The organism is Desulfovibrio sp. 86 (genome assembly GCF_902702915.1).
In the GTDB taxonomy this organism is placed as follows: Bacteria; Desulfobacterota; Desulfovibrionia; order Desulfovibrionales; family Desulfovibrionaceae; genus Desulfovibrio.
Genome location: NZ_LR738849.1, coordinates 2049116 through 2074211, shown reverse-complemented (window position 1 = coordinate 2074211; position 25096 = coordinate 2049116). Strand labels below are relative to the sequence as shown.

20 protein-coding genes are annotated in these 25096 nt (G+C 60.5%); 15 read left to right on the top strand and 5 right to left on the bottom strand.

The genetic code is table 11. The annotated features are described in order from the left end of the window. Positions 1 to 410: 410 nt before the first annotated feature. On the bottom strand, positions 411 to 1268 hold the full coding sequence (tsf, locus tag DESU86_RS08435; protein ID WP_179980646.1) for a translation elongation factor Ts: 858 nt from the start codon (positions 1266 to 1268) through the stop codon (positions 411 to 413). Positions 1269 to 1407: 139 nt separating this feature from the next. Next, positions 1408 to 2184, bottom strand: coding sequence for a 30S ribosomal protein S2 (rpsB, locus tag DESU86_RS08430; protein ID WP_179980645.1), 777 nt, complete (start codon positions 2182 to 2184; stop codon positions 1408 to 1410). 495 nt (positions 2185 to 2679) lie between these two features. Here rpsB and DESU86_RS08425 point away from each other — a divergent pair, with 495 nt between their 5' ends. The 8 genes from DESU86_RS08425 (at position 2680) to DESU86_RS08390 (ending at position 13945) form a co-directional block, all read left to right on the top strand. Then, the gene (locus DESU86_RS08425; RefSeq protein ID WP_179980644.1) at positions 2680 to 5592 is read left to right on the top strand and encodes an insulinase family protein; all 2913 of its coding nucleotides are present in this window, start codon (positions 2680 to 2682) and stop codon (positions 5590 to 5592) included. 250 nt (positions 5593 to 5842) lie between these two features. After that, entirely contained in the window at positions 5843 to 6694 is an 852-nt protein-coding gene (gene cbiR / locus DESU86_RS08420) for a cobamide remodeling phosphodiesterase CbiR (protein WP_232088305.1), read from the top strand. Positions 6695 to 6965: 271 nt separating this feature from the next. Beyond that, positions 6966 to 8090 carry a DHH family phosphoesterase gene (locus DESU86_RS08415; RefSeq protein WP_232088304.1) on the top strand — a complete coding sequence of 375 codons (1125 nt, stop codon included), beginning with the start codon at positions 6966 to 6968 and terminating at the stop codon, positions 8088 to 8090. Between the two features lie 379 nt (positions 8091 to 8469). Then, positions 8470 to 9267, top strand: coding sequence for a 2-amino-3,7-dideoxy-D-threo-hept-6-ulosonate synthase (locus tag DESU86_RS08410; RefSeq protein ID WP_179980643.1), 798 nt, complete (start codon positions 8470 to 8472; stop codon positions 9265 to 9267). A gap of 2 nt (positions 9268 to 9269) precedes the next feature. Then, on the top strand, positions 9270 to 10253 hold the full coding sequence (locus tag DESU86_RS08405; protein WP_179980642.1) for a 3-dehydroquinate synthase II family protein: 984 nt from the start codon (positions 9270 to 9272) through the stop codon (positions 10251 to 10253). Position 10254: 1 nt separating this feature from the next. Continuing rightward, positions 10255 to 11493, top strand: a complete 1239-nt coding sequence (pheA, locus tag DESU86_RS08400) for a prephenate dehydratase (protein WP_179980641.1) — start codon at positions 10255 to 10257, stop codon at positions 11491 to 11493. Beyond that, positions 11490 to 12941, top strand: coding sequence for a 3-phosphoshikimate 1-carboxyvinyltransferase (locus DESU86_RS08395; protein WP_179980640.1), 1452 nt, complete (start codon positions 11490 to 11492; stop codon positions 12939 to 12941). The genes pheA and DESU86_RS08395 overlap by 4 nt, the downstream gene beginning before the upstream one ends. Positions 12942 to 13129: 188 nt before the next feature. Then, positions 13130 to 13945 carry a prephenate dehydrogenase/arogenate dehydrogenase family protein gene (locus DESU86_RS08390; RefSeq protein ID WP_179981770.1) on the top strand — a complete coding sequence of 272 codons (816 nt, stop codon included), beginning with the start codon at positions 13130 to 13132 and terminating at the stop codon, positions 13943 to 13945. A 193-nt stretch (positions 13946 to 14138) separates the two neighbouring features. Here DESU86_RS08390 and DESU86_RS08385 read toward each other — a convergent pair whose 3' ends face one another. Further along, entirely contained in the window at positions 14139 to 15368 is a 1230-nt protein-coding gene (locus DESU86_RS08385) for an MFS transporter (protein ID WP_179980639.1), read from the bottom strand. 647 nt (positions 15369 to 16015) lie between these two features. On the opposite strand from DESU86_RS08385, the gene flhB reads away from it, so the two are divergent. Both flhB and flhA read left to right on the top strand, forming a co-directional pair. Then, positions 16016 to 17095, top strand: coding sequence for a flagellar biosynthesis protein FlhB (flhB, locus tag DESU86_RS08380; RefSeq protein ID WP_179980638.1), 1080 nt, complete (start codon positions 16016 to 16018; stop codon positions 17093 to 17095). A gap of 51 nt (positions 17096 to 17146) precedes the next feature. Next, positions 17147 to 19246, top strand: a complete 2100-nt coding sequence (flhA, locus tag DESU86_RS08375) for a flagellar biosynthesis protein FlhA (protein WP_179980637.1) — start codon at positions 17147 to 17149, stop codon at positions 19244 to 19246. A gap of 99 nt (positions 19247 to 19345) precedes the next feature. Here the strand turns inward: flhA and DESU86_RS08370 are convergent, their stop codons facing one another. Next, positions 19346 to 19576 (bottom strand): hypothetical protein, encoded by a 231-nt coding sequence (locus DESU86_RS08370; RefSeq protein ID WP_179980636.1) that lies wholly within the window; start codon positions 19574 to 19576, stop codon positions 19346 to 19348. A 160-nt stretch (positions 19577 to 19736) separates the two neighbouring features. Continuing rightward, complete coding sequence (locus tag DESU86_RS08365) at positions 19737 to 20420, bottom strand: Crp/Fnr family transcriptional regulator (protein WP_179980635.1); 684 nt, start codon at positions 20418 to 20420, stop codon at positions 19737 to 19739. A 369-nt stretch (positions 20421 to 20789) separates the two neighbouring features. On the opposite strand from DESU86_RS08365, the gene DESU86_RS08360 reads away from it, so the two are divergent. The 5 genes from DESU86_RS08360 (at position 20790) to DESU86_RS08340 (ending at position 25033) form a co-directional block, all read left to right on the top strand. Continuing rightward, positions 20790 to 21836 carry a flagellar biosynthesis protein FlhF gene (locus DESU86_RS08360; RefSeq protein WP_179980634.1) on the top strand — a complete coding sequence of 349 codons (1047 nt, stop codon included), beginning with the start codon at positions 20790 to 20792 and terminating at the stop codon, positions 21834 to 21836. Between the two features lie 28 nt (positions 21837 to 21864). Next, positions 21865 to 22677 carry a MinD/ParA family protein gene (locus tag DESU86_RS08355; protein ID WP_179980633.1) on the top strand — a complete coding sequence of 271 codons (813 nt, stop codon included), beginning with the start codon at positions 21865 to 21867 and terminating at the stop codon, positions 22675 to 22677. A gap of 400 nt (positions 22678 to 23077) precedes the next feature. Beyond that, complete coding sequence (locus DESU86_RS08350; RefSeq protein WP_179980632.1) at positions 23078 to 23863, top strand: FliA/WhiG family RNA polymerase sigma factor; 786 nt, start codon at positions 23078 to 23080, stop codon at positions 23861 to 23863. A 70-nt stretch (positions 23864 to 23933) separates the two neighbouring features. After that, positions 23934 to 24314 (top strand): chemotaxis response regulator CheY, encoded by a 381-nt coding sequence (locus tag DESU86_RS08345; protein ID WP_179980631.1) that lies wholly within the window; start codon positions 23934 to 23936, stop codon positions 24312 to 24314. A gap of 59 nt (positions 24315 to 24373) precedes the next feature. Continuing rightward, positions 24374 to 25033 carry a flagellar basal body-associated FliL family protein gene (locus DESU86_RS08340; protein ID WP_179980630.1) on the top strand — a complete coding sequence of 220 codons (660 nt, stop codon included), beginning with the start codon at positions 24374 to 24376 and terminating at the stop codon, positions 25031 to 25033. Positions 25034 to 25096 lie beyond the last annotated feature (63 nt).

Here is a 25096-nt window from a genome sequence, read left to right as displayed (position 1 = left end):
TGCGTGAGCAGACGTTCGCTACGGAGGCGTAAGCACAGTTTATCTGCGCGGTTAAACGCCGAAGTGAGCCTGCCTTAAACTTTGAGACTGTACATTCTCAAAGGTAATCTGCTCTAGACTCCCGGCCTTAGGCCGGGCGTGGCCTCAAAAAGACAAAAGAGGGCCGAAGCCCCCTTTTGTCAATAGTCTGCTGCGCCTAAAACTGTGGTATCCGGATCAGAGCACCGTGGCAATATGAAGTATTGCGGCCTTGTCTCTCTGTGGGAAAATGCGATTTTCGGCTGCATCCACGCCATGTTGCGGCGTGCTGCACTCTTGTGCAGCCTTTTAGAGCGTGTACCCCTGTTTCAAGGGTAAAAAGCTCTATGGCCGGACGGATTCGCCCGTCCGGCCCGGCGAGTCGGATACTATTATTCGGCGGCAAGCTGAATGCGCTCAAAGCCGGTGACGGTGATTTCATCACCAACGGTCTTGCCGGTTTCACGCACGATGTCGTTGATGGTCTTCTTGTCGTCGCGGATGTAAGGCTGTTCCATAAGGCACACGTCCTTCTGGAACTTCTTCACGGCGCCGTCGGCGATCTTGTCCACGATGTTGGCGGGCTTGCCTTCTTCCAGAGCCTTCTGGCGGTAGACTTCGCGTTCACGCTCCACGGCAGCCTGGTCCAGGCTGGCGGCGTCAAGAGCCATGGGGCTGGCGGCGGCCACCTGCATGGCGATATTTTTGGCCAGTTCCTGCACTTCGGGCCTGGCGGCGCTTTCAGTCTTGCCGCAGGTCAGAAACACCAGCACGCCGATCTTGCCGTTGGCGTGGATGTACTGGCCGATGACGGAGCTTTCGCCGGGCTTGGTGTGGCGGGCAAACTTGCCGATCTGCATGTTTTCGCCCACAGAGGCGATAAGCTGGGTCACTTCTTCACCCATAAGGGATTCGAGGGCCACGGCGTCAGCGGGGGCATTGTCCAGCACGGTCTTGGCGAGCTTGGCTGCCATGGTCTGGAACTGCTCGCCACGCGCCACGAAGTCGGTTTCGCACAAAAGCGAAGCCATGGCCACGGTCTTGCCGTCATCACTCAGGGTCACGGTCACAAGACCTTCACTGGTGGCGCGGCCCGACTTTTTGGCAGCCTTGGCCATGCCCTTCTGACGCAGCCAGTCCACGGCCTTTTCCAGGTCGCCTTCCACTTCCACCAGGGCTTTTTTGCAATCCATCATGCCCGCGCCAGTCATTTCGCGCAGTTCTTTTACCAGTTGAGCGGTAATAGCCATTGTATTCTCCAAAATGCGTCCGGCCTGAAACCGGAGTTATCAAATAGGCCTGAATGTTGCGGTGCCGCATCCAAACAGGGGCAGCGCAGCCATCTATACTGGTTGCGCTGCCCCCAAAATGCGAAAGCAGAAAAGCCGGTTATTGGGCGGGAGCAGCTTCGGCCACAACCTCGGCAGCGGCAGCCTTTTGCATGGCTTCTTCAGCGTTGGAAGCTTCGCCCTTGTGGTCCTTGCTCATGGCTTCGCCTTCCGTGCAGGCTTCGGCGAAAGAGGCCACAAAGAGCTTGATGGCGCGGATGGCGTCATCATTGCCGGGAATGATATAGTCGATGACATCGGGGTCGCAGTTGGTGTCCGTGACGGCCACGATGGGGATGCCGAGCTTGCGGCATTCCTTGACGGCGATGTCTTCACGATGCGGGTCGATGATGAAGGCAAGCTGGGGCAGACGGTCCATGTTCTTGATGCCGCCGAGGGTTTGTTCCAGCTTGTTCATTTCGCGTTCCAGAAGCAGGATTTCCTTTTTCTGGTAGCGGTTGATGCTGCCGTCGGCAAACATGACTTCCAGCTTCTTCAGGCGATCAACGCTCTTCTGGATGGTGACAAAGTTGGTGAGCGTGCCGCCCATCCAACGATTGGTCACATAGTACTGTCCGGCGCGACCGGCTTCGGTGGCCACAGCTTCCTGAGCCTGACGCTTGGTGCCGATGAACAGAACCTTGCCGCCCTTGGCAACGGTGTCCACAACCTTGTCGTGGGCAATGCGGAAGAGCTTTACGGTCTGCTGCAGGTCGATGATATGGATGCCGTTACGCGCGCCGAAAATGTAGGGACGCATCTTGGGGTTCCAGCGGCGGGTCTGGTGACCGAAATGCACGCCGGTTTCCAGCATTTGCTTCATGCTGACGTAAGCCATTGGGATTCCTCCAAAGGGTTGTTTTCTTCCACCCACGCCCTGACCCTGCAACCCGATGTTGCGCCTTTGGCGCAAAAAGAACGCCGCCACACGCGGCATTCCACCGGGCACCCCGGGCCGCTGCCTAGGTGTGCTTGATAGAAAGAGAGTACATACATGATCGAATCACGCTTGGCAAGCACGGGCGCGCTCTTTTTGACCGTCAGCACGGCGCGCGGCGCAATTCCTTTGTAGTGCCGGGCTGTTGTCCTCTTGCCGGGCATGCGTGCGCATGGGGTGGGGGCGGGCGAGAATGGGGGCGGAGATGGAATGGGCCAGGGAGGCGGCGGGAATGGCCACGGCGCAAAACCACGGCTCGCCGCCGCGCCGTGACGCCAGAGACGGCTCACGGCCTGCGCTTTGCCGCCCCTTTTCAAACCCCGCCGCAGCCCTTATAGTCTGGATTCATTTGCCGTATATTCCCAACAGGCCCCAAAATTATTTGCAGGAATCATTATGAACAACAACGGTTTTACTCTTGTCACCGAACGGCACCTCCACGAAGTGGACGGCATGGCCCGGCTGTGGCTGCATGAGGCCACGGGCGCGCAACTGCTTTCCATCAGCAATACGGATGAAAACAAATGCTTTGGCGTGAGCTTTCGCACGCCGCCCACCGATTCCACCGGCGTGGCCCATATCCTTGAGCACTCAGTGCTCTGCGGTTCCGACAAGTACCCGGTCAAAGAACCCTTTGTGGAACTGCTCAAGGGCTCCTTGCAGACCTTTCTCAACGCCTTCACCTTTCCGGACAAGACCTGCTATCCGGTGGCGAGCTGCAATCTGCGCGACTTCTACAATCTCATCGACGTCTACATCGACGCCGTCTTCCACCCGCGCATCAGCGAGGACATCCTCAAGCAGGAAGGCTGGCATGTGGAAGCCCCCAGCGCGGACGGCCCCTGGTCCTACAAGGGCGTGGTCTACAATGAAATGAAGGGCGTCTACTCCTCGCCCGACTCCGTGCTCTCCGAGCAGAGCCAGCAGGCGCTGTTTCCCGACACCCTGTACAGCCTTGACTCCGGCGGCAATCCAGAGCGCATCCCCGACCTCACCTATGAGGCTTTTTCCAATTTTCACAGCAGCTACTACCATCCGAGCAACGCCCGCTTCTTTTTCTGGGGCGACGACCCGGAAGCCGAGCGCCTGCGCCTTGTCAACGAATCCCTGAAAGGCTACACGGCCCGGCCCGTGAACTCCGCCGTGCCCCTGCAAAAACGCCTGGACACCCCACGCCAGATTGAAGTGCCCTATGCCGCCTCCGAAGGCGAAAAGCGCGCCCTGCTCACGGTCAACTGGCTGCTGGGCGAACGCGGCGACGTGGATCAGGCCCTGCTGATGGAAATGCTGGAGCATATCCTTGAGGGCCTGCCGGGTTCGCCCCTGCGCAAGGCGCTCATCGCCTCCGGCCTTGGCGAGGACACGACCGGCTGCGGGCTTGAGACAGACCTGCGCCAGATGTACTACTCCACCGGACTCAAGGGCGTGGCCCCCAAAGACGTGCCCAAGGTCGAGATGCTCATCTTTGAGACCCTGGCCCAGATCGCCGAGGATGGCATCCCCAAGGCCGCAGTAGAAGCCGCCGTCAATTCGGTGGAATTCGCCTACCGCGAAAACAATTCGGGCCGCTTCCCGCGCGGGCTTTCGGCCATGATCCAGGCCCTGTCCACATGGCTGTACGACGGCGACCCCCTGGCCTCCCTTGCCTGGGAGGCTCCGCTGGAATCCCTCAAGGCGCGCATCGCCGCCGGTGAGCCGGTGTTCGAGCAGGCCATAAAGGACTGGTTCCTGAACAACGAGCACCGCGCGCTGGTCGTGCTGCTGCCCGACACAAGCCTCGGCAAAGCCCGCGAAGAGGCCGAAAAAGCCCGCGTGGACGCGGTGCAGGCCGCCGCCGACGCTGAGGCGCGCGCCGCCATGGCGGCCGACACCCTGCGGCTTGAGGAAGTGCAGAGCGCGCCCGACAGCCCCGAGGCCCTGGCCAGCATTCCCGCTCTGGGGCTTGAGGATCTGCCGCGCCACAATGCGCCCATACCGCGCACTATTGTGGAACTGCCGGAACCCGCATTGAGCCATGAACTGCCCACCAGCGGCATTGCCTACGCGACCCTTTTGCTGCCCCTGGCCAATGTGCCCGACCGCCTTGTGCCCCTGCTGCCCCTGTTTTCCCGCTGCCTGACCGAAATGGGCACGGCGCGCCGCGACTTTACTGAACTTGGCGAACTCATGGCGGCCAAAACCGGCGGCGTGGGAGCCGACACCCTGCTGGGAACCGTGCGTGAAAGCCGCCAGACCGTGAGCTATCTGGGCGTCTCCGGCAAGGCGGTCTACGACAAGCTGCCGGATCTCTTCGCCATCATGCAGGAAATCCTTCTGGAGCCCCTCACGGATCAGGCCGTCATTGAGGAACGCCTGGGCCAGATGCTTCTGGAAGCCAAGGCCCGTATGGAAAACGCCCTGCAGTCCGCAGGCCATGCGGCGGTCAGCGCCCGTTTGCGGGCGCGGTTCACGGGGGCGGGCGCTCTGGCCGAGCGCACTTCCGGCCTGAGCTACCTTGAAAGCGTGCGCTCCATGCTCCAGCGTCTTGAGAAGGAACCGCAAACGCTCATGGCCGATCTGGAAGAATTGCGCGGCCGTATCGTGGCCCGTCCCGGCGCAATTTTTGACTGCACCGCCGAGGCCGCTGGCCTCATCCTGGCCGAAATCCAGGCGCGGCAACTGCTTCAGGCCCTGCCGCCTGTCCGCTCTGGCGCGGCCAGCGGCATTGGCGAGGCCCCCATGAGCCTGCCCCAAGCCGAAGCCTTCATCGCTCCGGCCCAGATCAACTATGTGGGCAAGGCAGCCAACATCTATGACCAGGGCTATGTGTACCACGGCTCGGCCAGTGTCATCCTGCGCTACCTGCGCATGGGCTATCTGTGGGAGCGCGTGCGCGTGCGCGGCGGCGCGTACGGGGCCTTCTGCAATCTTGACCGCATGGGCGGCACCCTGGTGTGCGCTTCCTACCGTGACCCCAACGTGGACGCCACCCTTGAGGCCTTTGACGGCATGGCCGAGTTTTTGCGCGGCTTTACGCCCGACAAGGCCCAACTGACCCAGGCCATCGTGGGGGCCATCGGCGATCTGGACAGCTACCTTTTGCCCGACGCCAAGGGTGCGCAGTCCCTGAGCCGCTGGCTCACCAATGACACGGACGCCGCCCGCGCCATCATGCGTGAAGAAATCCTTTCCACCACTGAAAAGCATTTTCGCGAGTTTTCCGAAGTGCTGGCAGAGGCCGCCAAAACCGGGCACATCTGCGTACTGGGCGGCCCCAAGGCTGAAGCCGCCGCCAAGGAACACGGCTGGCAGAGCAGCAAACTGGTATAAGAAAACGCTGATGTATTCCGTTTGGCGGTTTTGCTTCACGCTTTTTGAAACAGTCGGGGCGGGCCTTGCGCCCGCCCCGTTACCGCGCCGCCCATTCCCTTCGCCAGAGCAACTTCATAGTGAAATTGCCCTGATTTCAAGTACATTAGCACCATGTGACAATGGAAAAAATCCATGCGCCTGCTCTTCTGTACCCATGCCATAGATAACGGCGGCTCCGGCCGCAGCCTGTTCGTGCTGGCCCGCTGCCATGCCTGATCCTTCCCGGCCGCCCCGCGCCTGGGCAGAGGCACGCCCCGCGCCGGAGCAGACGGGCAAGGGCGGCGGGCGACGGCTTGAGGGCCGCATTGCCGCGCCGTCCTTTGTCATTGCCGCCAATGTGGCCGACAACGCCTCCTTTCTGGCCCACAAGGTGGACGAGGTGGGCCTGTGCCTTTTTGAAACGCGCGGCTGCCTGGACTATGGGCCAGCCGACCTGCCTGCCGCCCTTGCCCACCTGCCCCTGCGCTGGCATGCCCACCTGCCCGTGGATCTGCCCTGGCCCGCCAGCGCGACCGCAGGCGCGACACGGCCGGCCCGCGAGGCCGCCCGGCTGGCTCTGGCCGTGCTGGACAGGGTATACGCCCTTGTGCCCCAGATGACCTTGCAGGCCGCCGTGCTGCACCCGCCCGAGGGTTCCCCCGCCTTGCAGCGCCGCATGCTGGCTGATTTCGCAAGGTTTTGGCACGCGCAGGAGCATGCTGCGCCGCCCCTGCTGTTGGAAAACGTGGCGCACAGCGATGTGCTCTGTCTTGGCGGCAGTTTCCTCGCAGACCACGGCCTGGGCCTTTGTCTGGACGTGGGGCATCTCCTGGGCTATGTTCAAAAAGAGTTGCTGCACTCCGCACTGCCGCGCCAGGCGGCCATGCTGCACTGGAGCGCTCCGGGCAACGGCGACCAGCATCTGCCGCTCACCGCTTTCACGCCGGAGCAGCGGCATATCGCGCAGAGTCTTATGGCTGATGCGCCGCCCACAGCCACACACATGGTCGAAGTTTTCAACTGGGACGGCCTCTCGGCCTCATTGCCTGTTTTGGCGGCCCTTGCGGGCCAATCCCAATGACATGGCAACTGGCCCTGGAGCAGATCAACTTTGAAATGCTTCTCATTTCAAAATTTTCATTCAGCCGAAAAATGCGATTTTCGGCTGAATCCACGCCACGTTGTGGCGCGCTGCACTTCGTGCAGCGTTAGAGCACTGACACTTTTTCAAAGGTAAAATGCTCTAAAAGACCACTAGAGCGATTTCGCTTTGAAATGGCTCTAACGGCCAGAACATATAACCCGCGCTGCCGCATAATCTGGGGCCAATCCCCCGAAGGATGACCACACCAATGCTGCCCACTGCCGAAGCCGTCGCCCATATGAAGGACTGGCGACAGAATCTGGACAAAGATGACCGCTGGTGCATTCTCATCAATGCTGATCCTGACGCTTTGGCCTCGGCCATGGCCTTGAAGCGCCTTCTTCTGCCCAGGGTGCACAATGCCGATATCGCCCGCGTCAATGAAGTGACCCGGCCCGACAATCTGGCCATGATACGGTATCTGCACATTCCCGTTCGCGCATGGCAACCCGAAAAGGCCGACCAGTACACGCGCTTTGCCATTGTGGATTCGCAGCCGCACCACCACAAGGCATTTCAGGGCATTCCCTTCGACTGCATCATTGACCACCACCCCCTGCCGCCGGCCACGTGCGGCACGGTCGCGGCCCTGCATCCCTCTTTCTGCGACATCCGGCCGGGGCTTGGCGCCACCAGCACCATCATGACGCGGTATTTTCAGGCCCTGCGCCTGCGGCCCAGCCCCCGTCTGGCCACAGCCCTGCTCTACGGCATCCGCACGGATACGGCGGCCTTTGAACGGTCGGGCGACGAGGACGATTTTCGCGCCTATCAGTGGCTGTCGCGCCATGCGGACAACAATCTGCTGCGCCGCATCATACGCAGTGAATACCTGCGCGAATGGCTGCCGCTTTTTTCGCGGGCCTTCCGTGGCCTTACCGACTGCCGGGGTAGCGGGGCCTTTGCCTGGCTCAATGAGGTCAGCAGCGGCGACCTGCTGGTGGCCGTGGCGGACTTCTTCACCCGTGTTCACGGCCTCAAGTGGATCGCGGTCAGCGGCATTGTGGGCAAAACCGTCATTGTCATCTTTCGTGGTGATGGAGCCAGAGATATCGGCCGCCTGGCCGACGCCTGCTTTTATGACGTGGGGCAGGCCGGTGGGCACCGCACCCTGGGCCGGGCGGAGTTCAGCCTGGACGCCGTGCCGGAAGACACCAAACCCGCCGACTTTGTGCTCAAGCGGCTCGAAACCCGCAAGCTGCGGCCCCAGACCGCGCGCGACGCCGCGCAGGCTTCGGCCTCTGCCCCCGCCGCTGCTCCGGCCGCTACCCTCGCCGCTGCCGCTCTGGCTCACACGGCGAATGAACCTTCGGACTGCAAAAACAAGAAATAAAATCAGTACTGTAAAAAAATATGCCGCTTTTTCAACAATATTCTTGACACCTCACGCCCAAGAGGCGTAGTTCTTTTTCAGAAGTTTTTTTAAAAGGATTTTCGTGATGCAACGCATTTCTTCCAACCACACCTCCGCTTACGCCGCTAGCTTTTATAGCTGGTATTTTTTTGCGTACTTTATGGATGCCTGTGGTCGGGAGCTTCGCTGACGCGAAAATACAAGTTAGCAAGTTCAAAGGGCCGCAGGCAAACCGCCGGCGGCCCTTTTCTTGTATGGGCAGCCGGGCGAAAGAATGTCATCAGCCGTGCGGTCCATGGCTACAGGCAGTATGTACTTGATCTGCAATACGCAGCACAGCAACTGAAAGGAGCAAGCCATGTACCTTGGCAAAAAAGTCCGCCTGGAACGCATCATCAATCGTGAGAACGGCCGCACCATTATCGTGCCTATGGATCACGGCGTTACCATCGGCGCTGTTGATGGTCTTGTGGACATGCGGGGCGCCGTCAATGACATGGCCCTCGGTGGAGCGGACGCAGTGCTCATGCACAAGGGCCTCGTGCGCTGCTCCCACCGCAGCGCGGGCAAAGATATCGGCCTCATCGTCCATCTTTCCGCCTCCACCGCCCTGACGCCCAACGGCAACACCAAGACCCTGGTGGGCACGGTGGAAGAAGGCATCAAGCACGGCGCGGACTGCGTTTCCGTGCACGTCAACCTGGGCGACCCCAACGAACGCCTCATGCTGGCCGACCTTGGCCGCGTGGCCGAAGCCTGTGACAACTGGCATATCCCGCTGCTGGCCATGATGTACGCTCGCGGCCCGCAGATCCAGAACGGCTTTGACAAAAACATCGTGGCCCATTGCGCCCGCGTGGGCGTGGAACTGGGCGCGGACATCGTCAAGGTTCCCTACACCGGCGATGTGGACAGCTTTGCCGAGGTGGTCTCCTCCTGCTGCGTGCCCGTGGTCATTGCCGGGGGCGAACGTATGGAATCCACCCGCCAGATACTCCAGATGGTTTCCGACTCCGTCCAGGCTGGCGGCGCGGGCATTTCCGTGGGGCGCAACGTTTTTCAGCATCCCAACCGCGTGGCGCTCGTCAAGGCCCTGCGCGCCATCGTGCACGAAAACGCCTCTGTGGCTCAGGCCATGACCATTGTGGGAGAATAGGCATGTCACGCATTTACTTCAACTGCACTCCCTTTGACAAAGGCGACGTAACGCTGGCCCTCGAGTCCGGCGTGGACGGCGTCATCGTGCCGCGCGAGCATGTGCAGCAGGTGGCCGGTCTTTCGCGCTGCACCGTATGGGCCGCCGAAGAAACGCCCATGGCGGAACTCAACGCCAAGGCTGACGAAGAGGCCGTGCTGCAAAGGCTGCTGGCCGGGGAGCGCGTGGTGCTGGCTCGCGGCTGGGAGGTTATACCGGTAGAAAACCTTCTGGCGCAGAGCGACAGTGTCCTGGCCGAGGCCGGAACGCTGGACGAGGCCCGCCTTGCCGCAGGAATTCTGGAACGCGGTGTGGCGGGCATTGTTGTATCCAGAGAGGCCGTGTCCGAGCTCAAGGATATCGTGGCCCAATGCAAGATGGCCCGCACCCGCGAGGAGCTTCAGACCGGCGTGGTCACCCGTGTGGAGTGCGTCGGCCTGGGGCACCGCGTCTGCGCCGACACCCTTTCGCTCTTGCGCAAGGGCCAGGGCATGCTGGTGGGCAACTCCAGCGCGTTCACCTTTCTTGTGCACGCCGAAACCGAACACAATGAATACGTGGCCGCGCGCCCCTTCAGGGTCAATGCCGGAGCCGTGCACGCCTATGTGCGCCTGCCGGGCGACCAGACCACCTACCTCGGCGAGTTCAGGGCCGGGCAGGAAGTGCTTGTTGTGGACTATACCGGTGAAACCAGCGTCGCCACCCTTGGGCGGGTCAAGATTGAAGTGCGCCCCATGCTGCTGGTGGAGGCGCAGGTGCAGACCGATGACGGCGTGAAGACAGGCGCTGTTTTTCTGCAGAATGCCGAAACCATCCGCCTGACCACGCCAGAGGGCGAAGCCGTGAGCGTTGTGGGCCTCAAGCCCGGCGACCGCGTGCTCTGCCGCCTGGACGAAGCTGGCCGCCACTTTGGCATGCGCGTGCGCGAAGATATCCAGGAGGTTTAGCATGGACGGCAGCAACAGCCACTGGCCCGATGCCGCCCGGCACACTGCGGGGGACCAAGATCAGCCCGGCAATGCCGAGGAGCGCCTTTCGGCCATCCGCAATGAAATAGACGCGGTGGATCAGGATCTGCTGTCCCTTTTCAACCGCCGCGCGGCCCTGAGCCGCGAGGTGGGGCACATCAAGGCCGACGTGCCGGGCATCATCTTCAAGCCCGTGCGTGAAAAGGAAGTGCTGGACAGTCTGGCAGCCCGCAACCCCGGCCCCTTGCCCGAAGATCATCTGCGGGCCATCTGGCGCGAGATTTTTTCTTCCTCACGCGCCCTGCAACGACCGCAAAACGTCGCCTATCTTGGCCCCGAAGGCACATTTTCCTATTTTGCCGGTGTGGAGTATCTGGGGCACGCGGCCACATTCCATGCCTGCAACGATTTGACGCAGGTCTTTGAGGAAGTGTCTTCGGGCAATTGCGAACTTGGCGTCGTTCCGCTTGAAAACTCCCTGCAGGGCACTGTGGGCGTAAGTTTTGATCTTTTTCTCAAGCACGACGTTTTTATCCAGGCCGAGCTTTTTTCGCGCATATCCCATTGCCTGTTGAGCAACGCGCCTTCCCTGGCCGCCGTGCGCACGGTGTATTCGCACCCGCAGCCCCTGGCCCAGTGTGGCGGCTGGCTGCGCGCCCATCTGCCCAACGCGGGGCTGGTGCCGGTGGAATCCACCGCCGCAGCGGCCCAGCGGGCCGCGCAGGCGGATCAGGGCCACACCGCAGCCATCGGACACGGCAAGCTGGCCGACCTCATGGGCCTTGGCATTCTTGCCAGCCGCATCGAGGACGAGCCCGGCAACTGGACGCGCTTTGTCATCATCGGCCCCAAGGTCAGCGGCGGACAGGGCGGCAACAAGACGCAGAACCCGCAGCCCGGCCACAGCGGAGCGGACAAGACCTCGCTGCTCTTCACCCTGCCGGACAAGGCCGGGGCCCTTTCGCACGTGCTGGATCTGCTGGCCAAACACGACATCAACATGCGCAAGCTGGAATCGCGCCCCCTGCGCGGCCAGTGCTGGAAGTACGTGTTCTTCGCCGATGTGGAAAGCGATCTTGAAGACCCGCGCTATGCGAGCCTGCTGACAAAACTGCACGAAGCCTGCACCAGCTTTCGCATTCTGGGCAGCTACCCCATGGGTCCGCAACTGGACCGCCTAGACCTTCATACGGAAGAATCGGAGCAGCAAGAATCATGAACCAGACCAAGGATACCGTGGCCGCCAGCAACGCGGACCTCACGAACACAGCGGAAACAGTGGCGGTCACCGCGCCTGCCTCAAAGTCGGTTTCGCACCGCTACCTCATGGGCGCGGCCCTGGCCCACGGCACGTCCGTTGTGCGTCATACGCTTGAAAGCCGCGACCTGGAACGCACCCGGGCCATCCTTTGCGCCGCTGGCGCGAAGATGGAGGAACTGCCCGAAAGCACGCCCTCGTCCGGGGCCTGGCGCGTCACGGGCATGGACGGCAGGCCTTCGGGCGGCACGGCCGCAGCGCCTCTTTCCTGTGACGTGGAGGAGTCCGGCACCACCTGTCGCCTGCTCACGGCCGTACTGGCCGCCGGACACGGCGTGTTCCGCATCCACGGCGCGGGGCGCATGCACGAGCGGCCCATTGCCGAACTGACCAATGCCCTGGCGGCCCTTGGGACCAAAACCGTTTTTGAGGAAAAGCCCGACTGCCCCCCCTGCGTGATCACCGCCGACGGTCTTGATCCGGCGTGCTGCGGCGGCACGGTGGAACTGGGCATGGATATTTCAAGCCAGTATTTTTCAGGCTTGCTGCTGGCCGCTCCCATGGGGCCGTCGCCCCTGACCCTGTCGCTCGGCGGGGGCAAGGCCGTGTCCTGGCCCTATGTGGGCCTGACCCTGCAATGCCTGACGGACTACGGCATCAGATTTGAGGTGCAGACCCGCCCCGACGCCGCAGCCGCGTGGCAGACCCTGCCCCACGGCGCATGGCGCCAGCTTGCCGAGGCCAGGCCCGGCTGTTTGCGCGTCACCGTGCATCCCGGCCGCTACCAGGCGGGCGAGTACACGGTGGAGGGCGACTGGTCCGGCGCATCCTACCTGCTGGCCGCCGGCGCTCTGGGCCGCCGCCCCGTGCGCGTGGAAGGCCTGCGGGCCGATTCCCTTCAGGGCGACCGCGCCATGCTGGAAATCCTGCAAAAAATGGGCGCGCGGGTCAGCGTTGAGCCGCAAGCCGTCACAGTGTATCCCTCCCGCCTGCACGGCGTGGAACTGGATATGGGACACTGCCCCGACCTTGTGCCCACGGTGGCCATGCTGGCGGCCTTTGCCCAGGGCTCCACGCGCATCCGCAATGTGGCCCACCTGCGCCACAAGGAATCTGACCGCATCAAGGCCCCTGCCACGGAACTGGCCAAAACCGGCGTCATCGTGGACGAGCTTTCTGACGGCATGCTGGTCAACGGCCTGGGCGGCCGCAACAACGGCAAGCCCAACCACCCCGTGCTGCCCGAAGGGCAAAGCCTGTCGGCCCACAACGACCACCGCATAGCCATGTCCCTGGCCCTGCTGGATCTGTGCCTGCCCGAGGCCACGGTGCGCTCGCGCCTGGACGACCCCTCAGTGGTCAGCAAGTCCTTTCCGCAGTTCTGGAGCGTCTGGGGGCAGCTGGCATGACAGAGCAGTTTGGCCCGGCCCTGAAAACAGGGGCGGCCGCACAATCGCAAACAGGGGGCCAGACCGGCCAGACCACTCAGACTGGCCAGACCACTCAGACCGGCCAGACTGGCCAGACTACCGAGAACCGCCAGGCCGCGCCTGCCCACGCGCGGGGCAAAACCGTCGTCATAGGCTCGCAAGGGCGCATGGGAGCCATGCTCATACAGCGCGCCCAGGCCGCCGGTCTGGCCATAGCCGGAGCCGACGTGCCCCTTACGCCGGAAAAACTGGCGCATGCCTGCGCCGGAGCGGCCATGGCCATCATCTGCGTGCCCGCCGCCGTGTTTGACGAGGTGACAGCCGCAGTCTGTCCCCATTTGCCGTCCACGGCGGTGCTCACCGATATCACCTCCGTGAAGGAGCAGCCCCTGCGCCAGATGGAACGCCTCTGGGCCGGGCCCGTGGTGGGCACGCACCCGCTTTTCGGTCCCAACCCCGAAGCTGACGCCGAACTGCCCGTGGCCATCACTCCGGGCCACCATGCGGGGCCGGAACACCTGGCCCTGGTTGAGGGCTTTTTTGCCGACCTTGGCTGCCGCACCTTTCTGACCTCGGCGGAAAAGCACGACAAGGCCATGGCCCGCATCCAGAACATGAACTTTATCACCAGCCTGGCCTATTTTGCCCTGCTGGCCGGGCAGGACGATTTGCTGCCCTTTCTTACGCCGTCCTTTCGGCGGCGGCAGCACGCGGCCCGCAAGATGCTCACGGAGGACGCCCGTCTCTTTTCCGGCCTGTTCGAAGCCAACGCCCACAGCCACGAAGCCGTGCGTCAGTACCGGCAGATGCTCAACCTCGCCGCTGCCGGGGACATTGATCTGCTCTGTGAACGGGCTGGCTGGTGGTGGCAGGAGGACGAAAACGAGGGCGAAAACAGGGCCGCGTCAGAAGCCCCCAATGTGCTCCAAAATGCGGCCCAAAATGCGGCCCCAAATACGGGCGGTCACAACGGCCGGATGTAAGGGCTGAAATTGCGCTCCCGCCGCCAGAGCAATTTCAAAGTTAAAATGCTCTGATTAAAGAGCCTCCTGGAAACGCGCAGTTGTTTCGTTTGGCAAGGCGCGTTCTTTTTTTGAAGCAGGAGTGGACTCTTTCGTCCTCGACTGTTTCAAAAAAAATGCGCAACGCCGCCAAACGGAACAAATCAGCGTTTCCCTAAACCCTGCGCCGACGCACAGCGCCCTCCACGGCGTCGCCTTCACGCAGGTACAAACTCAATCCCAGCGAAAGCAGCAGCAAGCCCACAAAAGCAATGTCCGCAGCCCCATAGCCGCCCGTTATTTCATAGGAATAGCCCATGATGGGGTATCCCAGGCAGCGCAGCATGATGAAGATGGACACGAACTTGTACGAGGGCAAAAAATTGCCGCTGCCGTAATAGTAGGAAACCACGGCGGGCAGCACTGTCCACAATCCGCCCACGCACAGGCCGAAGCTGAGGCTGAAGACGGTCATGGTCCACACGTTGGGCGGCAGAAAGCCCAGACACAGGCTTGCGGCGCAGGCCAGCATAATGCCGTGAACTGCAGTCAGGGGCGTGAAGCGGTCGCAGGCCCAACCCCACACATATTTGCCAAGGGCCGCGCACAGCGCGGCGGAGCAGGCCAGCAGCATGGCCGGATAGGGCGCAATGCCCAGGTCCACAAAACGGGGTTTCATCTGGCTCATGACCGAAGAGCTGACCATGAGCGCCAGACCGAAGGTCATGCCCAGGCAGTAGGCGCGGGGCGAATGCAAAAGCCCTGTGAAGGATGTGTCCGTCGCGCACTGTTTGCGGCTCACCGGGGGGTCGTGTCTTCTGCCGTCCGGGTGCATGTGCATGGCCTGCGGCGTATCGCGCACCAGCGCCCAGGACAGGGGGGCCAGCGCGCAGGTCAGCAGGCCGAGCACAAGATAGGCCGTGCTCACGTCAAAATGGTTGATCAGCACCATGGCCGCCAGGGGCAGCACAACGCCCGACAGCGATGTGCCCGCGTTGGCGACGCCAAAAGCCCGACCACGAAAATAATAGAACCAGTTGCTCACCAGGGCGTTGCCCACCACGCCGCCGCATATCTGGGTGGCGCTCCAGGCAATGGTGAACAGCAGGGTAAAGAGCGCCATATTGCCCGTCATACCCTGAAGAATGGTGGCAACACCGCCCACCAGCGCCCCTGAAGCCATCAGGCGGCGCAATGAAAACCGTGCGGAGAGCGAAGCCGCCACCGGCATGGCCAACTGCCCCACAAGGGCGGCCACAGCCATGCTGACGTTGAGTTCAGCGCGCGTCCAGCCATAGGCGTCGCACAGGGGCTCCATAAAAGCGTTCATGCAGTAGAGCACGCTGCCCTGCAACATAAAATTGCCGCCCATGGACAGCAGACTGATTTTCCACCCGTAAAACATGGCTTCCTCAATATGAGGCGTGGGCTGGCCAAAACATGGCAGCCATGCAGGTTTCGCTTTTGGCGTGCGCCGTTGCGCTGCCCGCGTGCATCGCCACTCCGCCGCACAGCGCTTGACGCCCGCGCCGCAGGCTGGCCGCCCGCGCCAAGCGCCGCATGCGCAAGACCACCTTTGAAAACACAGCGTTGCAAAGGGCATGGCAACCCCTCGCAAAGACAACGCGGACAACCACGCTTACCTTCATACGGGCGCGGCCCATACAGCCGTCGAACAGTTTTTAGAGCATTTAACCTTTGAAAAAGTTAAATGCTCTAACGCTGCGCGAGAGTGCAGCGCGCCACAACGTGGCGTGGATTCTGCCGCAAATCGCATTTTCGGCAGAATGGCCCCTTTGAAATGTCTAACATTTCAAAGGTAATCTGGTCTAGGCAAACAGTTTCAGGCCTTACGCGACAAAAGCCCATGCCCTGCAACGCAACCCGTCTTCTGCACATACACTTCTTGGGCCCCACCCTCAAGCCTGTCCCTTCCGGCTTCGGCCTGCCCGGCGAAAGCACTCGGCCAGCGCACCGGGCACGCTTTTTGCTCAGTGCATGTGACGCGGCCCCTGCCCGGAACCGCGCCAATAAAACGACGGCGGATACGGCATGTTCGGCACGCAGAAAGACCCCAGCAAAACAGAAAAAGCCACCCCAAAGCGCATCAACAAGCAACGCGCCGAGGGCAATGTTCCCAAATCGCAGGAACTTGGCAAAGCCGTGAGCCTGCTTGGCGGCATGTCCATTCTTTACGCATGGATAGGCCCCATGAGCGAAGAAATAAAAAACATCTTCCGCCATTTCTTGAGCCACGCCTGGGAGTTCGACCCCAACCCCGAAAATGTCTACAGCCTGACGCTGGATCTCATGGTGGAGATATGCAAGATAACCATGCCCATCCTGCTCACGCTGGCCTTTCTGAGCATGCTGGCCCAGCGCCTTCAGGTGGGCAAGCTGTGGACCACCAAGATTTTCAAGCCCAAGATGCAGCGCTTCAATATCTTCAAGGGCATCAAGCAGATGCTGTTTTCGCCCCAAACGGTATTGCGCACCGTAAAAAGCCTGATGTTTTCCATTATCCTGTCCGTCATACCCGCCTGGATCATCTACAAGGAATATGAAAATTTTCTTCCCATGTATTATTCCACCACCGAAGGCGTGGCCATATACATGCTGAAGATGGCCTTCAAGCTGGCGAGCTATGCCCTCATCCCCATCCTTATCATTGCCGCTTTTGACGTGTGGCAGTCCCGCTACGCCTACAAAGAGAACATGAAGATGACCAAGGACGAGGTAAAGGACGAACAGAAGCAGGCGGACGGCGACCCCAAGGTCAAGAGCCAGCAACGCAAAAAAATGATGGAAGCCATGAGCAGACGCATGTTGCAGGACGTGCCCAAGGCCGACGTCGTCATCACCAACCCCACGCACATAGCCGTGGCCCTGCGGTACAATACCGCAGAGGCTCCGGCCCCGGTGGTCGTGGCCATGGGCGCGGATCACCTGGCCGAAAAAATCAAGCAGGTCGCCCGCGAAAACAAGGTGCCCATCCGCGAAAATGTGCCTCTGGCACGGGCTTTGTATAAATCAGCCGAAGTGGGCGACATGATCCCCGAGGAGCTGTACAAGGCTGTGGCCACAGTATTGGCCGCCATCTGGAAGCTCAAGCCAAGAGTGCATAATTCATAGTTTTTCCGGCGCGCGCAGACAGTTGCGGCGCAGAAGCGAGGTGTCAGAAAAATGGCTGCTGCAAGCTTACCGAAGATGGATTACAGCAGGTTTTCCAAGAATGGCGAAATCATGCTGGCCGCTGGCGTGGTCATCATCCTTTTTGTCATGCTGGTGCCCCTGCCCACCTTCTTTCTGGACATCATGCTCTGCGTGAGCATCTCCATAGCCCTGCTGGTGCTCATCACCACCATGTTCATGACCTCCCCGCTGGAGTTCACCATCTTTCCCTCCCTGCTGTTGGTGACGACATTGCTGCGGCTGTCGCTCAACGTGGCCGCCACCCGTCTTATCCTGCTCAACGGCGACATGGGCGTGGACGCGGCGGGCTCGGTCATCCGCGCGTTCGGCGAGTTCGTCGTGGGCGGCAGCTACGTTGTGGGCGCGGTCATATTCATGATCCTGTTCATTCTCAACAAGGTGGTCATCACGGCGGGCACCACGCGCATCGCCGAAGTGGCCGCGCGCTTTACCCTGGACGCCATGCCCGGCAAGCAGATGGCCATCGAGGCCGACCTCAACGCCGGACTCATAGACGAGGAGCAGGCCACGGCACGCCGTAACGGACTGCGCAAGGAAGCCGACTTTTACGGCGCCATGGACGGCGCGTGCAAATTCGTTTCCGGGGACGTGAACGCGGGCATGTTCATTACTCTGGTCAATATCGTCGGCGGCATCATCATTGGCATGGTACAGAAGGATATGGACTGGAACACCGCCCTCACCACCTATTCTCTGCTGACCATCGGCGACGGTCTGGTTTCCACCATTCCGTCCATCATCGTGTCCACGGGCACGGGCCTGCTGGTGTCGCGCGCCGCCTCCGAAGCCAAGATGGGCGAAGAATTTCTGGCGCAGCTCACCTTTAACAGCCGGGCGCTCAGGATGGTCTCGGCCGTGCTGCTGCTTTTCGCCCTTGTGCCCGGCCTGCCCACCCTGCCCTTTCTGGTCATTTCCGCCCTTATTTTCACGGTGGCCCGCCTCACGGACAAAAACGAGGCCGACGACCAGGCCAGAGAAAAGAAAGAAAAGAAGGCCGCAGCCGGTTCCGGCACAGCCGACACCCCCGAAGAAGTGCAGGCCCTCCTGCCCCTGGACACGCTGGAGCTTGAAGTGGGCTACGGCCTCATTCCTCTGGTGGACGAGGAGCAGAGCGGCAACCTGCTCGCGCGCATCCGCTCCATACGGCGGCAGTTCGCCCTGGACATGGGCGTGGTCATCCCCTCGCTGCATTTGCGCGACAACCTGCAACTCAAGCCTGGCCAGTATTCCCTGCTCATCAAGGGCAATCAGGTGGCTTCGGCGGAAATCCTCGTTGACCATTTTCTGGCCATGGACCCCGGCAACGTGACCACCAAGATCAGCGGCATTGAAACCCGCGAACCGGCCTTTAACCTGCCCGCCCTCTGGATACCGGACAGCCAGCGCGAAGAGGCCATGCTGGCCGGCTACACGGTGGTGGACCCGGCCACGGTCATCGCCACCCATCTGACGGAAGTGTTCAAGCGCCATCTGTCCGATTTTCTTGACCGCCAGGCCGTGCAGGGGCTGCTGGACACCGTGGCCAAGCACTCGCCCAAGGCTGTGGAAGACCTCGTGCCCAACGTGCTGCCCCTTGGCACGGTGCAAAAGGTGCTGCAACTTCTGGTGCGCGAAAACGTGGGCATACGCGACATGCTCACCATTGTGGAAACCCTGGGCGACTTTGGCGCGGGCATAAAAAACCCCGAAATACTGGCCGAATATGTACGGGAAAAGCTGGCGCGCTCCATCGTGCGGCCCTATCTGGACAGCCAGGGCACCCTGCCGGTGCTCACCCTGGCCCCCAATGCCGAGCGCATGGTGCAGGAAGGCGTGCGCCAGGCCGATACGGGCGCGACCTTTCTTTCGCTCAACCCGGCGGCGGCCCAGAGGCTTGTGCAGAACATCAGCGCCGCTGTGGAAAATGCCGTCAGTACCGACGGTCAGCCCGTGCTGCTGGTCAATCCCATCATACGCCCGCATTTGGCCCAGCTGGTCACGCGCTTTCTGCCCTCGGTGCCCGTGATTTCACAGGCTGAAATTCCGCAGGACATCCGCCTGCAGTCAGTGGGCAGCGTTGCGGCCGAATAACCTCCGCGCGCACCATGACAAACAAAAAGCTGAGAGCCTGCAAGGCGTTCAGCTTTTTTTGCGGCAATGCGCAACCCACGGGAGAAGGATTTGCTCTCATTAGAGCATGTTACCTTTGAAAACGTGTGCATGCTCTAACGCTGCACTTTCGTGCAGCGCGCCACAACGTGGCGTGGATTTAGCCGCAAATCGCATTTTACGGCTGAATGAAAACTTTGAAATGCTTTTCATTTCAAAGTTGATCTGCTCTAGAGCAATTTCACTAGCGGTGCTGTCGCCAGCCGCAAGGCTTCTTCGTCGCCTGACGGCTGCCGCTTGAAATTGCTCCAAGACCCATACCTTTTACGGCGGGCAACGGCAGCGCAGTCCTGGTCAACTGGCTGCGTCCACGCTCCACGGATCAAATTGCCGTTGCCATGTTTCACATGGCAACGATGGGATTCTGCCTGAAAATGCGCTTTTCGGCAGAATCACACGGCCGGGTCTTGCGTCAGTATTTGACGTTCGGCACCTGCCCGTGCGCTTCATAAAAAAACGTTTTCGGCTGAAGAATAACTATCTCATCGCTGTTTTTGTCAAAACTCAACAGCCCGCGAGACTGGGCCTCGCGCATGGCCTTGTACAGCGTGATGCGGTGCATGCCGAGCAAATCCGCCATTTCGAAAAGCGGCATATCACGTTTGGCCCGCAAGGGGTTGGAGCCGGGTATGATCCGCTCGGCCAGAAATTTGCACACTCGCGTAAGGTGCGACTCAACGCTCAATGAAACCACCTGCTGCGCCAGAAGCGCCACCTTGACGCTGTAGCTCTGGCAAAGATTGAGCAAAAGGTCGGGCCGCGCCTCGCCAATACGCTGCAACTCTTCCATGGAAAACCGCTGCACATAGCAGTTTTCCACAGCCTCGTACTGAAAGTCGGCGGTATTCAGCGACAATGGCATATTGTCGTTGCCACTGAAAAACAGAATTTTTTCATTAAAGCAGCACCCCTCGCCAAGATACCATATGATCTTTTCTCCGCCATTGGCGGAGAGCGCCGTCAGGCGCAGCCTGCCGCTGACAAGAATGTACATATAGTCGTCTGGGAAGGTACTGCCCTTGGGGTACAGTCGAGGTTCCTCGCTGGAAACATTCTTCCAGCATTCATTTTGGTTCACCAATTCGGCAAAAGACATGAGATTTCCCCGGGAGGAAGAAATGGAATAAGAAAGGCGCGGCGCGTAAGGCTCTGGGAGCGTGTCAGACAATGGACTGGCGCAGAGACAGGGCCGGGAGCCGGCTCGATTTGGAAGGCCTGTGCGATGGCCACACAGGGACAGGAATACCCTGACTTGCCCTTGAGGCAGATAAACTATACCCCAAAACACATGCTTTGCCTAGCCATAGGGCACAACTATGTAATTCTTGCCGCAACCAGCCGAAAAAACGGCACAAGGCAACGGTCAGGTTGGCCCCTAATTTGCATTTATCCAGAGAGCCGTCAAACAAACGGCGTAAAAAGGCAATAACAGACGGCCCGACCGCCGTCAGTCAAAGGAATGGCCATGCAGGTAAAGACGTTCACTGGAGCCACATCGCAGGAGATTCTGGCAAGAATCAAGGCTGAAATGGGGCCCGACGCCGTAATCCTGGGCAACCGCACCTACCGCAAAAACGGTGCTGTCTGTCACGAGATCACTGCGGGCATGGAGCGCCCCCAGACAGACAATAGCGCGCCTGCTGGTGGAGTTCCCGGTGGATGGGGGGAATGGCACAAGGAATGGCAGCAGATCAAAAACCAGCTTTTTGCTCTCATGAAACCCGCCATTCAGCTTGAGCGTCTTACGCCCCGTCAGCGTATCGCCCTCGAGTATTTGCAGCGCGAAGGCATTTCCGACGCTGTGGCCGTGGATCTCTATCAGCGCCTCATCTCCCAGCCCGGAGCGTCCGTGCTGGAGTGCCTGTGCGGCATGGTTCCCGTCAAAGGCTGGGGCCCGGCGGGCTGGGATCAACGCCTGCACCTTATGGCAGGGCCCTTTGGCTTTGGCAAAACCACCTCGGCCCTGCGCTTTGCCCTGCATTGGCGCAAGGCCCGGCCAGAAGCGCGCATTGCCTTTATCAACGCGGACTGCCTGCGCGGCAGCGGGCGGCTCATCCTGCGCCACTGGGCCGAACTTTCCAATTTCAGCTATCTTGAAGCCCCCGACAAGGCCGGAATGGAAGCCGCCCTGCGCGCCACCGCCGAAGCGGATCTGATTTTTGTGGACGTGCCGGGGCTTGACCGGTCCACCACACTCGCGCAGTGGCGGGAGGAGATGGGCCTGGCCGATGTTGCGGCCGCCACCCATTTGACGCTTTCCCCCTACTGCGACGCCATGCAGACCCAGGCTTTTCTGAAGCGTTACAAGAGCGACGGGCCGGGGTCACTGGTATGGACAAAGCTGGACGAAGCTGTGAGCTTTGGTAGTATAGTCAACGTCGCGTGGGCCGCAGGTTTGCCCGTATCGGCACTCTCATACGGCGCAGAACTCAAAGAAAGCCTTTCTCCAGCCACCGAACCGCTGGTCTGGCGACTGATTTTCAAAAGGCAACTTCCCGGCCAGGCGGCCTAGCCCGGCCATAACGATGCGGAGCACACTGATGAGCGGCACTTTTCCCCTGGTATTTTCCGTCACTTCCGGCAAAGGCGGCGTGGGCAAGACCAACATTTCGGTCAATCTGGCCATATGCCTTGCGCAACTTGGCAAACAAGTGGTGCTCATTGATGCCGACCTGGGCCTTGCCAACGTTGACGTTGTTCTTGGTCTGACCCCGCAGAAAAATATTTTCCACCTGTTCCATGAAGGGGCCAGCGTGGGGGACATTCTCTTTCCCACACCCTATGGCTTCTCCATTTTGCCCGCTTCTTCCGGCATGAGCGAAATGCTCACCCTTTCCACCGGGCAAAAACTGGAACTGTTGGACGCCGTGGACGAACTTGAGGATGATCTTGACTACCTCATCGTGGATACCGGCGCAGGCATCAGCGACAATGTGCTGTATTTCAACATGGCCGCCCAGGAACGCCTGGTGGTGCTCACCCCGGAACCCACATCCCTGACAGACGCCTACGCCCTTATCAAGGTGCTCAAGACCAATCACGGCGTGGAGCGCTTCAGGGTTTGCGTGAACATGGCCCCGGATCAGAAAACCGCCAAGGAAATGTTCGTGCGTCTGCATCAGGCCTGCGATCACTTTTTGAGTGGCGTTTCACTGGAGCTTGTGGGCGTGATTCCGCGTGATACGGGCGTGCGCAAGGCCGTGGTGCAGCAGCTGCCTTTCTGCGTGAGCGAACCGCAGGGCCCGGCGGCACGCGCTGTCATGGATCTGGCGCGCAACATCACGCAATGGGAAGTGCCGGAAAATCTTGACGGCAACATCAAGTTCTTCTGGAAAAAGCTGCTGTTCCGCTAGAGCGTGGGCCTTTGAGAACCTATCCGCTCAAAGGATGAAGACGCCGCTTTGGCGCATGACCGCGCAAAGAGAACCGTGCGTGTGAATGGCGCGGAAGAATGGTGCAGAAAAATGACGCAGACGAACTGCGCAGATGAATTGCGCAGATGAAACGCGCAAATGGACTGCGCCTCCCCGGCTGACGCCTGCCCACGCAGCCGCGAGGTCTGCGACAGGCAACGGATCGGGATTCCGCCCCTGACTGCAGGCTGGCTGGCCAGACGGCCTGCCCACACATCAACCCTGACGTGGATCAACACGTCCTGTCCGGCCTGGCGGGCGCGAACAGCGGCGTAAACAGACGCACTACGCGTCACGGGGTAGAAGAGGCAATACCGGAAAATCCCGGAAGGACAACATCATGAAAGCCAGCACCGCCCAAGCGCACATGCCCTGCCCCTGGGAAGCGCTAGAAACCGGGGCCACAGCCTGGGAAAACTTTTCTCCGGCCGAGCAGGAATCCGTGGTGCGCCACTATGCGCCCAAGATACGCTTTCTGGCACTGCGCCTTAAGGCCAAACTGCCCCGCAGCGTAGAACTTGGAGAGCTCATCAGTTCCGGCACGTTAGGCCTTATGGAGGCCCTGGGCAAGTTTCGCCCGCAGCTCGGCATTCGGTTTGAAACCTACGCCGAAAGCCGCATCCGCGGCGCCATGCTGGACGAGCTGCGCAGGCTGGACTGGTTCCCGCGCTCACTGCGGCAACGGGTGCGCGTGCTGGACGAGGCCATGCGCAAGGTCGAGCACGAGCACGGCCGCCAGGCTACTGAACAAGAACTGCAAGAGATTACTGGACTTACGTTGCGGGACGTGCGCCAGGGCCTTGAAGCCCTGCAAAACCAGCTTTGGCTGTCATTGGACTCCATTCAGGATACGCTTGCAGGTGATGGACAGGAACCCGGCGGCGAACCCTACCGCAACACGGCCTTTCGTGAACTTGTGGAGCGGGTTGCTCCGCTTATAGAGCGCTTGACGCCAAGGGAAAAGCTGGTACTGTCGCTCTACTATACTGATGAGCTGAATATGCGTGAAACTGCTGAAGTCATGGGCATCACAGAAGGCCGCGTTTCACAATTGCACTCACAGGCATTGAGCCGTCTGCGTAAAGAGTTCATCAGCCTTTATGGTGAGGGCGCTGACATATCATAATGCTTACGGAGGACGCGCGGCATGGCCAGCCCTCCCAGACGGCGCCCGCAGGCGTTAAGGAGTTTTATTCATGCCTTACAATCCCAACATGCGTGTTCTTGTGGTTGATGACTTTTCCACCATGCGTCGCATTGTACGTAACATCCTGCGCCAAATCGGGTTTCAAAACGTTGTGGAGGCTGACGACGGCACCACAGCCTGGGACGTGCTGAACCGCGAAAAAATAGATTTCATCGTTTCTGACTGGAACATGCCCAACATGACGGGCATCGACCTGCTGCGCAAGGTTCGCGCCAGTGAGCAGTTCGCCCACATCCCCTTTCTCATGGTCACTGCAGAAGCCCAGCAGGAAAACATCATTGAAGCCGTGCAGGCCAAGGTGTCAAACTATATCGTCAAGCCCTTCACCGCTGACACCATGAAGCAGAAGATAGACAAAATCTTTGGCTGATATCGCACGAGGGAGTTTCTGCCTGCGGCGGCCCCCAAAGCGGCCGCCAGGAGTACCGCGTGGCAAACAAGACTGACGTCAAAGAAGCTCCCGCCAGGGATGAGATGCAGGTTTCGCAGGGGTCGGATCCGGCCGTGCGCAAGGTTGACCTGGATCTTGACGATGCCCCTTTTCTGAAAGAAGAGGGGGCCGATACTCCGGCTGTGGCAGAGGCAAAAAACCTCCCTGCCGAGCAATTGCCGCCTCCTGCCTCCAAAAAAAACATAAAGCTCTTCATCATCGCCGGCGCTGCGGTTTTGCTGCTCATTCTGGGCGCGGCCGTCTGGTGGTTTTTTCTGCGTACGCCGCCTGTTCCCCCCGTTGAAATCAAGCCCGAAGTCATTGTCGTGCCCTCAAGCCAGACGCCCGCCGCGCCAAGGGACTATGTGAAAGAACTGGCCCCCTTTGTCGTGCCAAGAAACGTCAACGGCGCCACGCGCTTTCTGGTCTGCAAGTTTTCAACCATCAGCAAAAGTTCCACCGTCGGCGCGGAGCTGGATCACAAGATGATCGCCCTGCGCGACGCCCTGTATTTCTACCTGAGCAGCAAGAGCAACGACTACTTGCTTAACCCGTCCAATGCTGTCACCATCAAGAAGGATCTGACCGGCATCCTCAACGACTATCTTGCACAGGGCCGCATTGATGACGTGCTTTTTGAAAGCTATTTGAACGAATAGCGCCCTGCCCCGCCAGTGAGCACGGGTGGGGCACACGCCGCACCTCAGACCACGGAGCCAGCC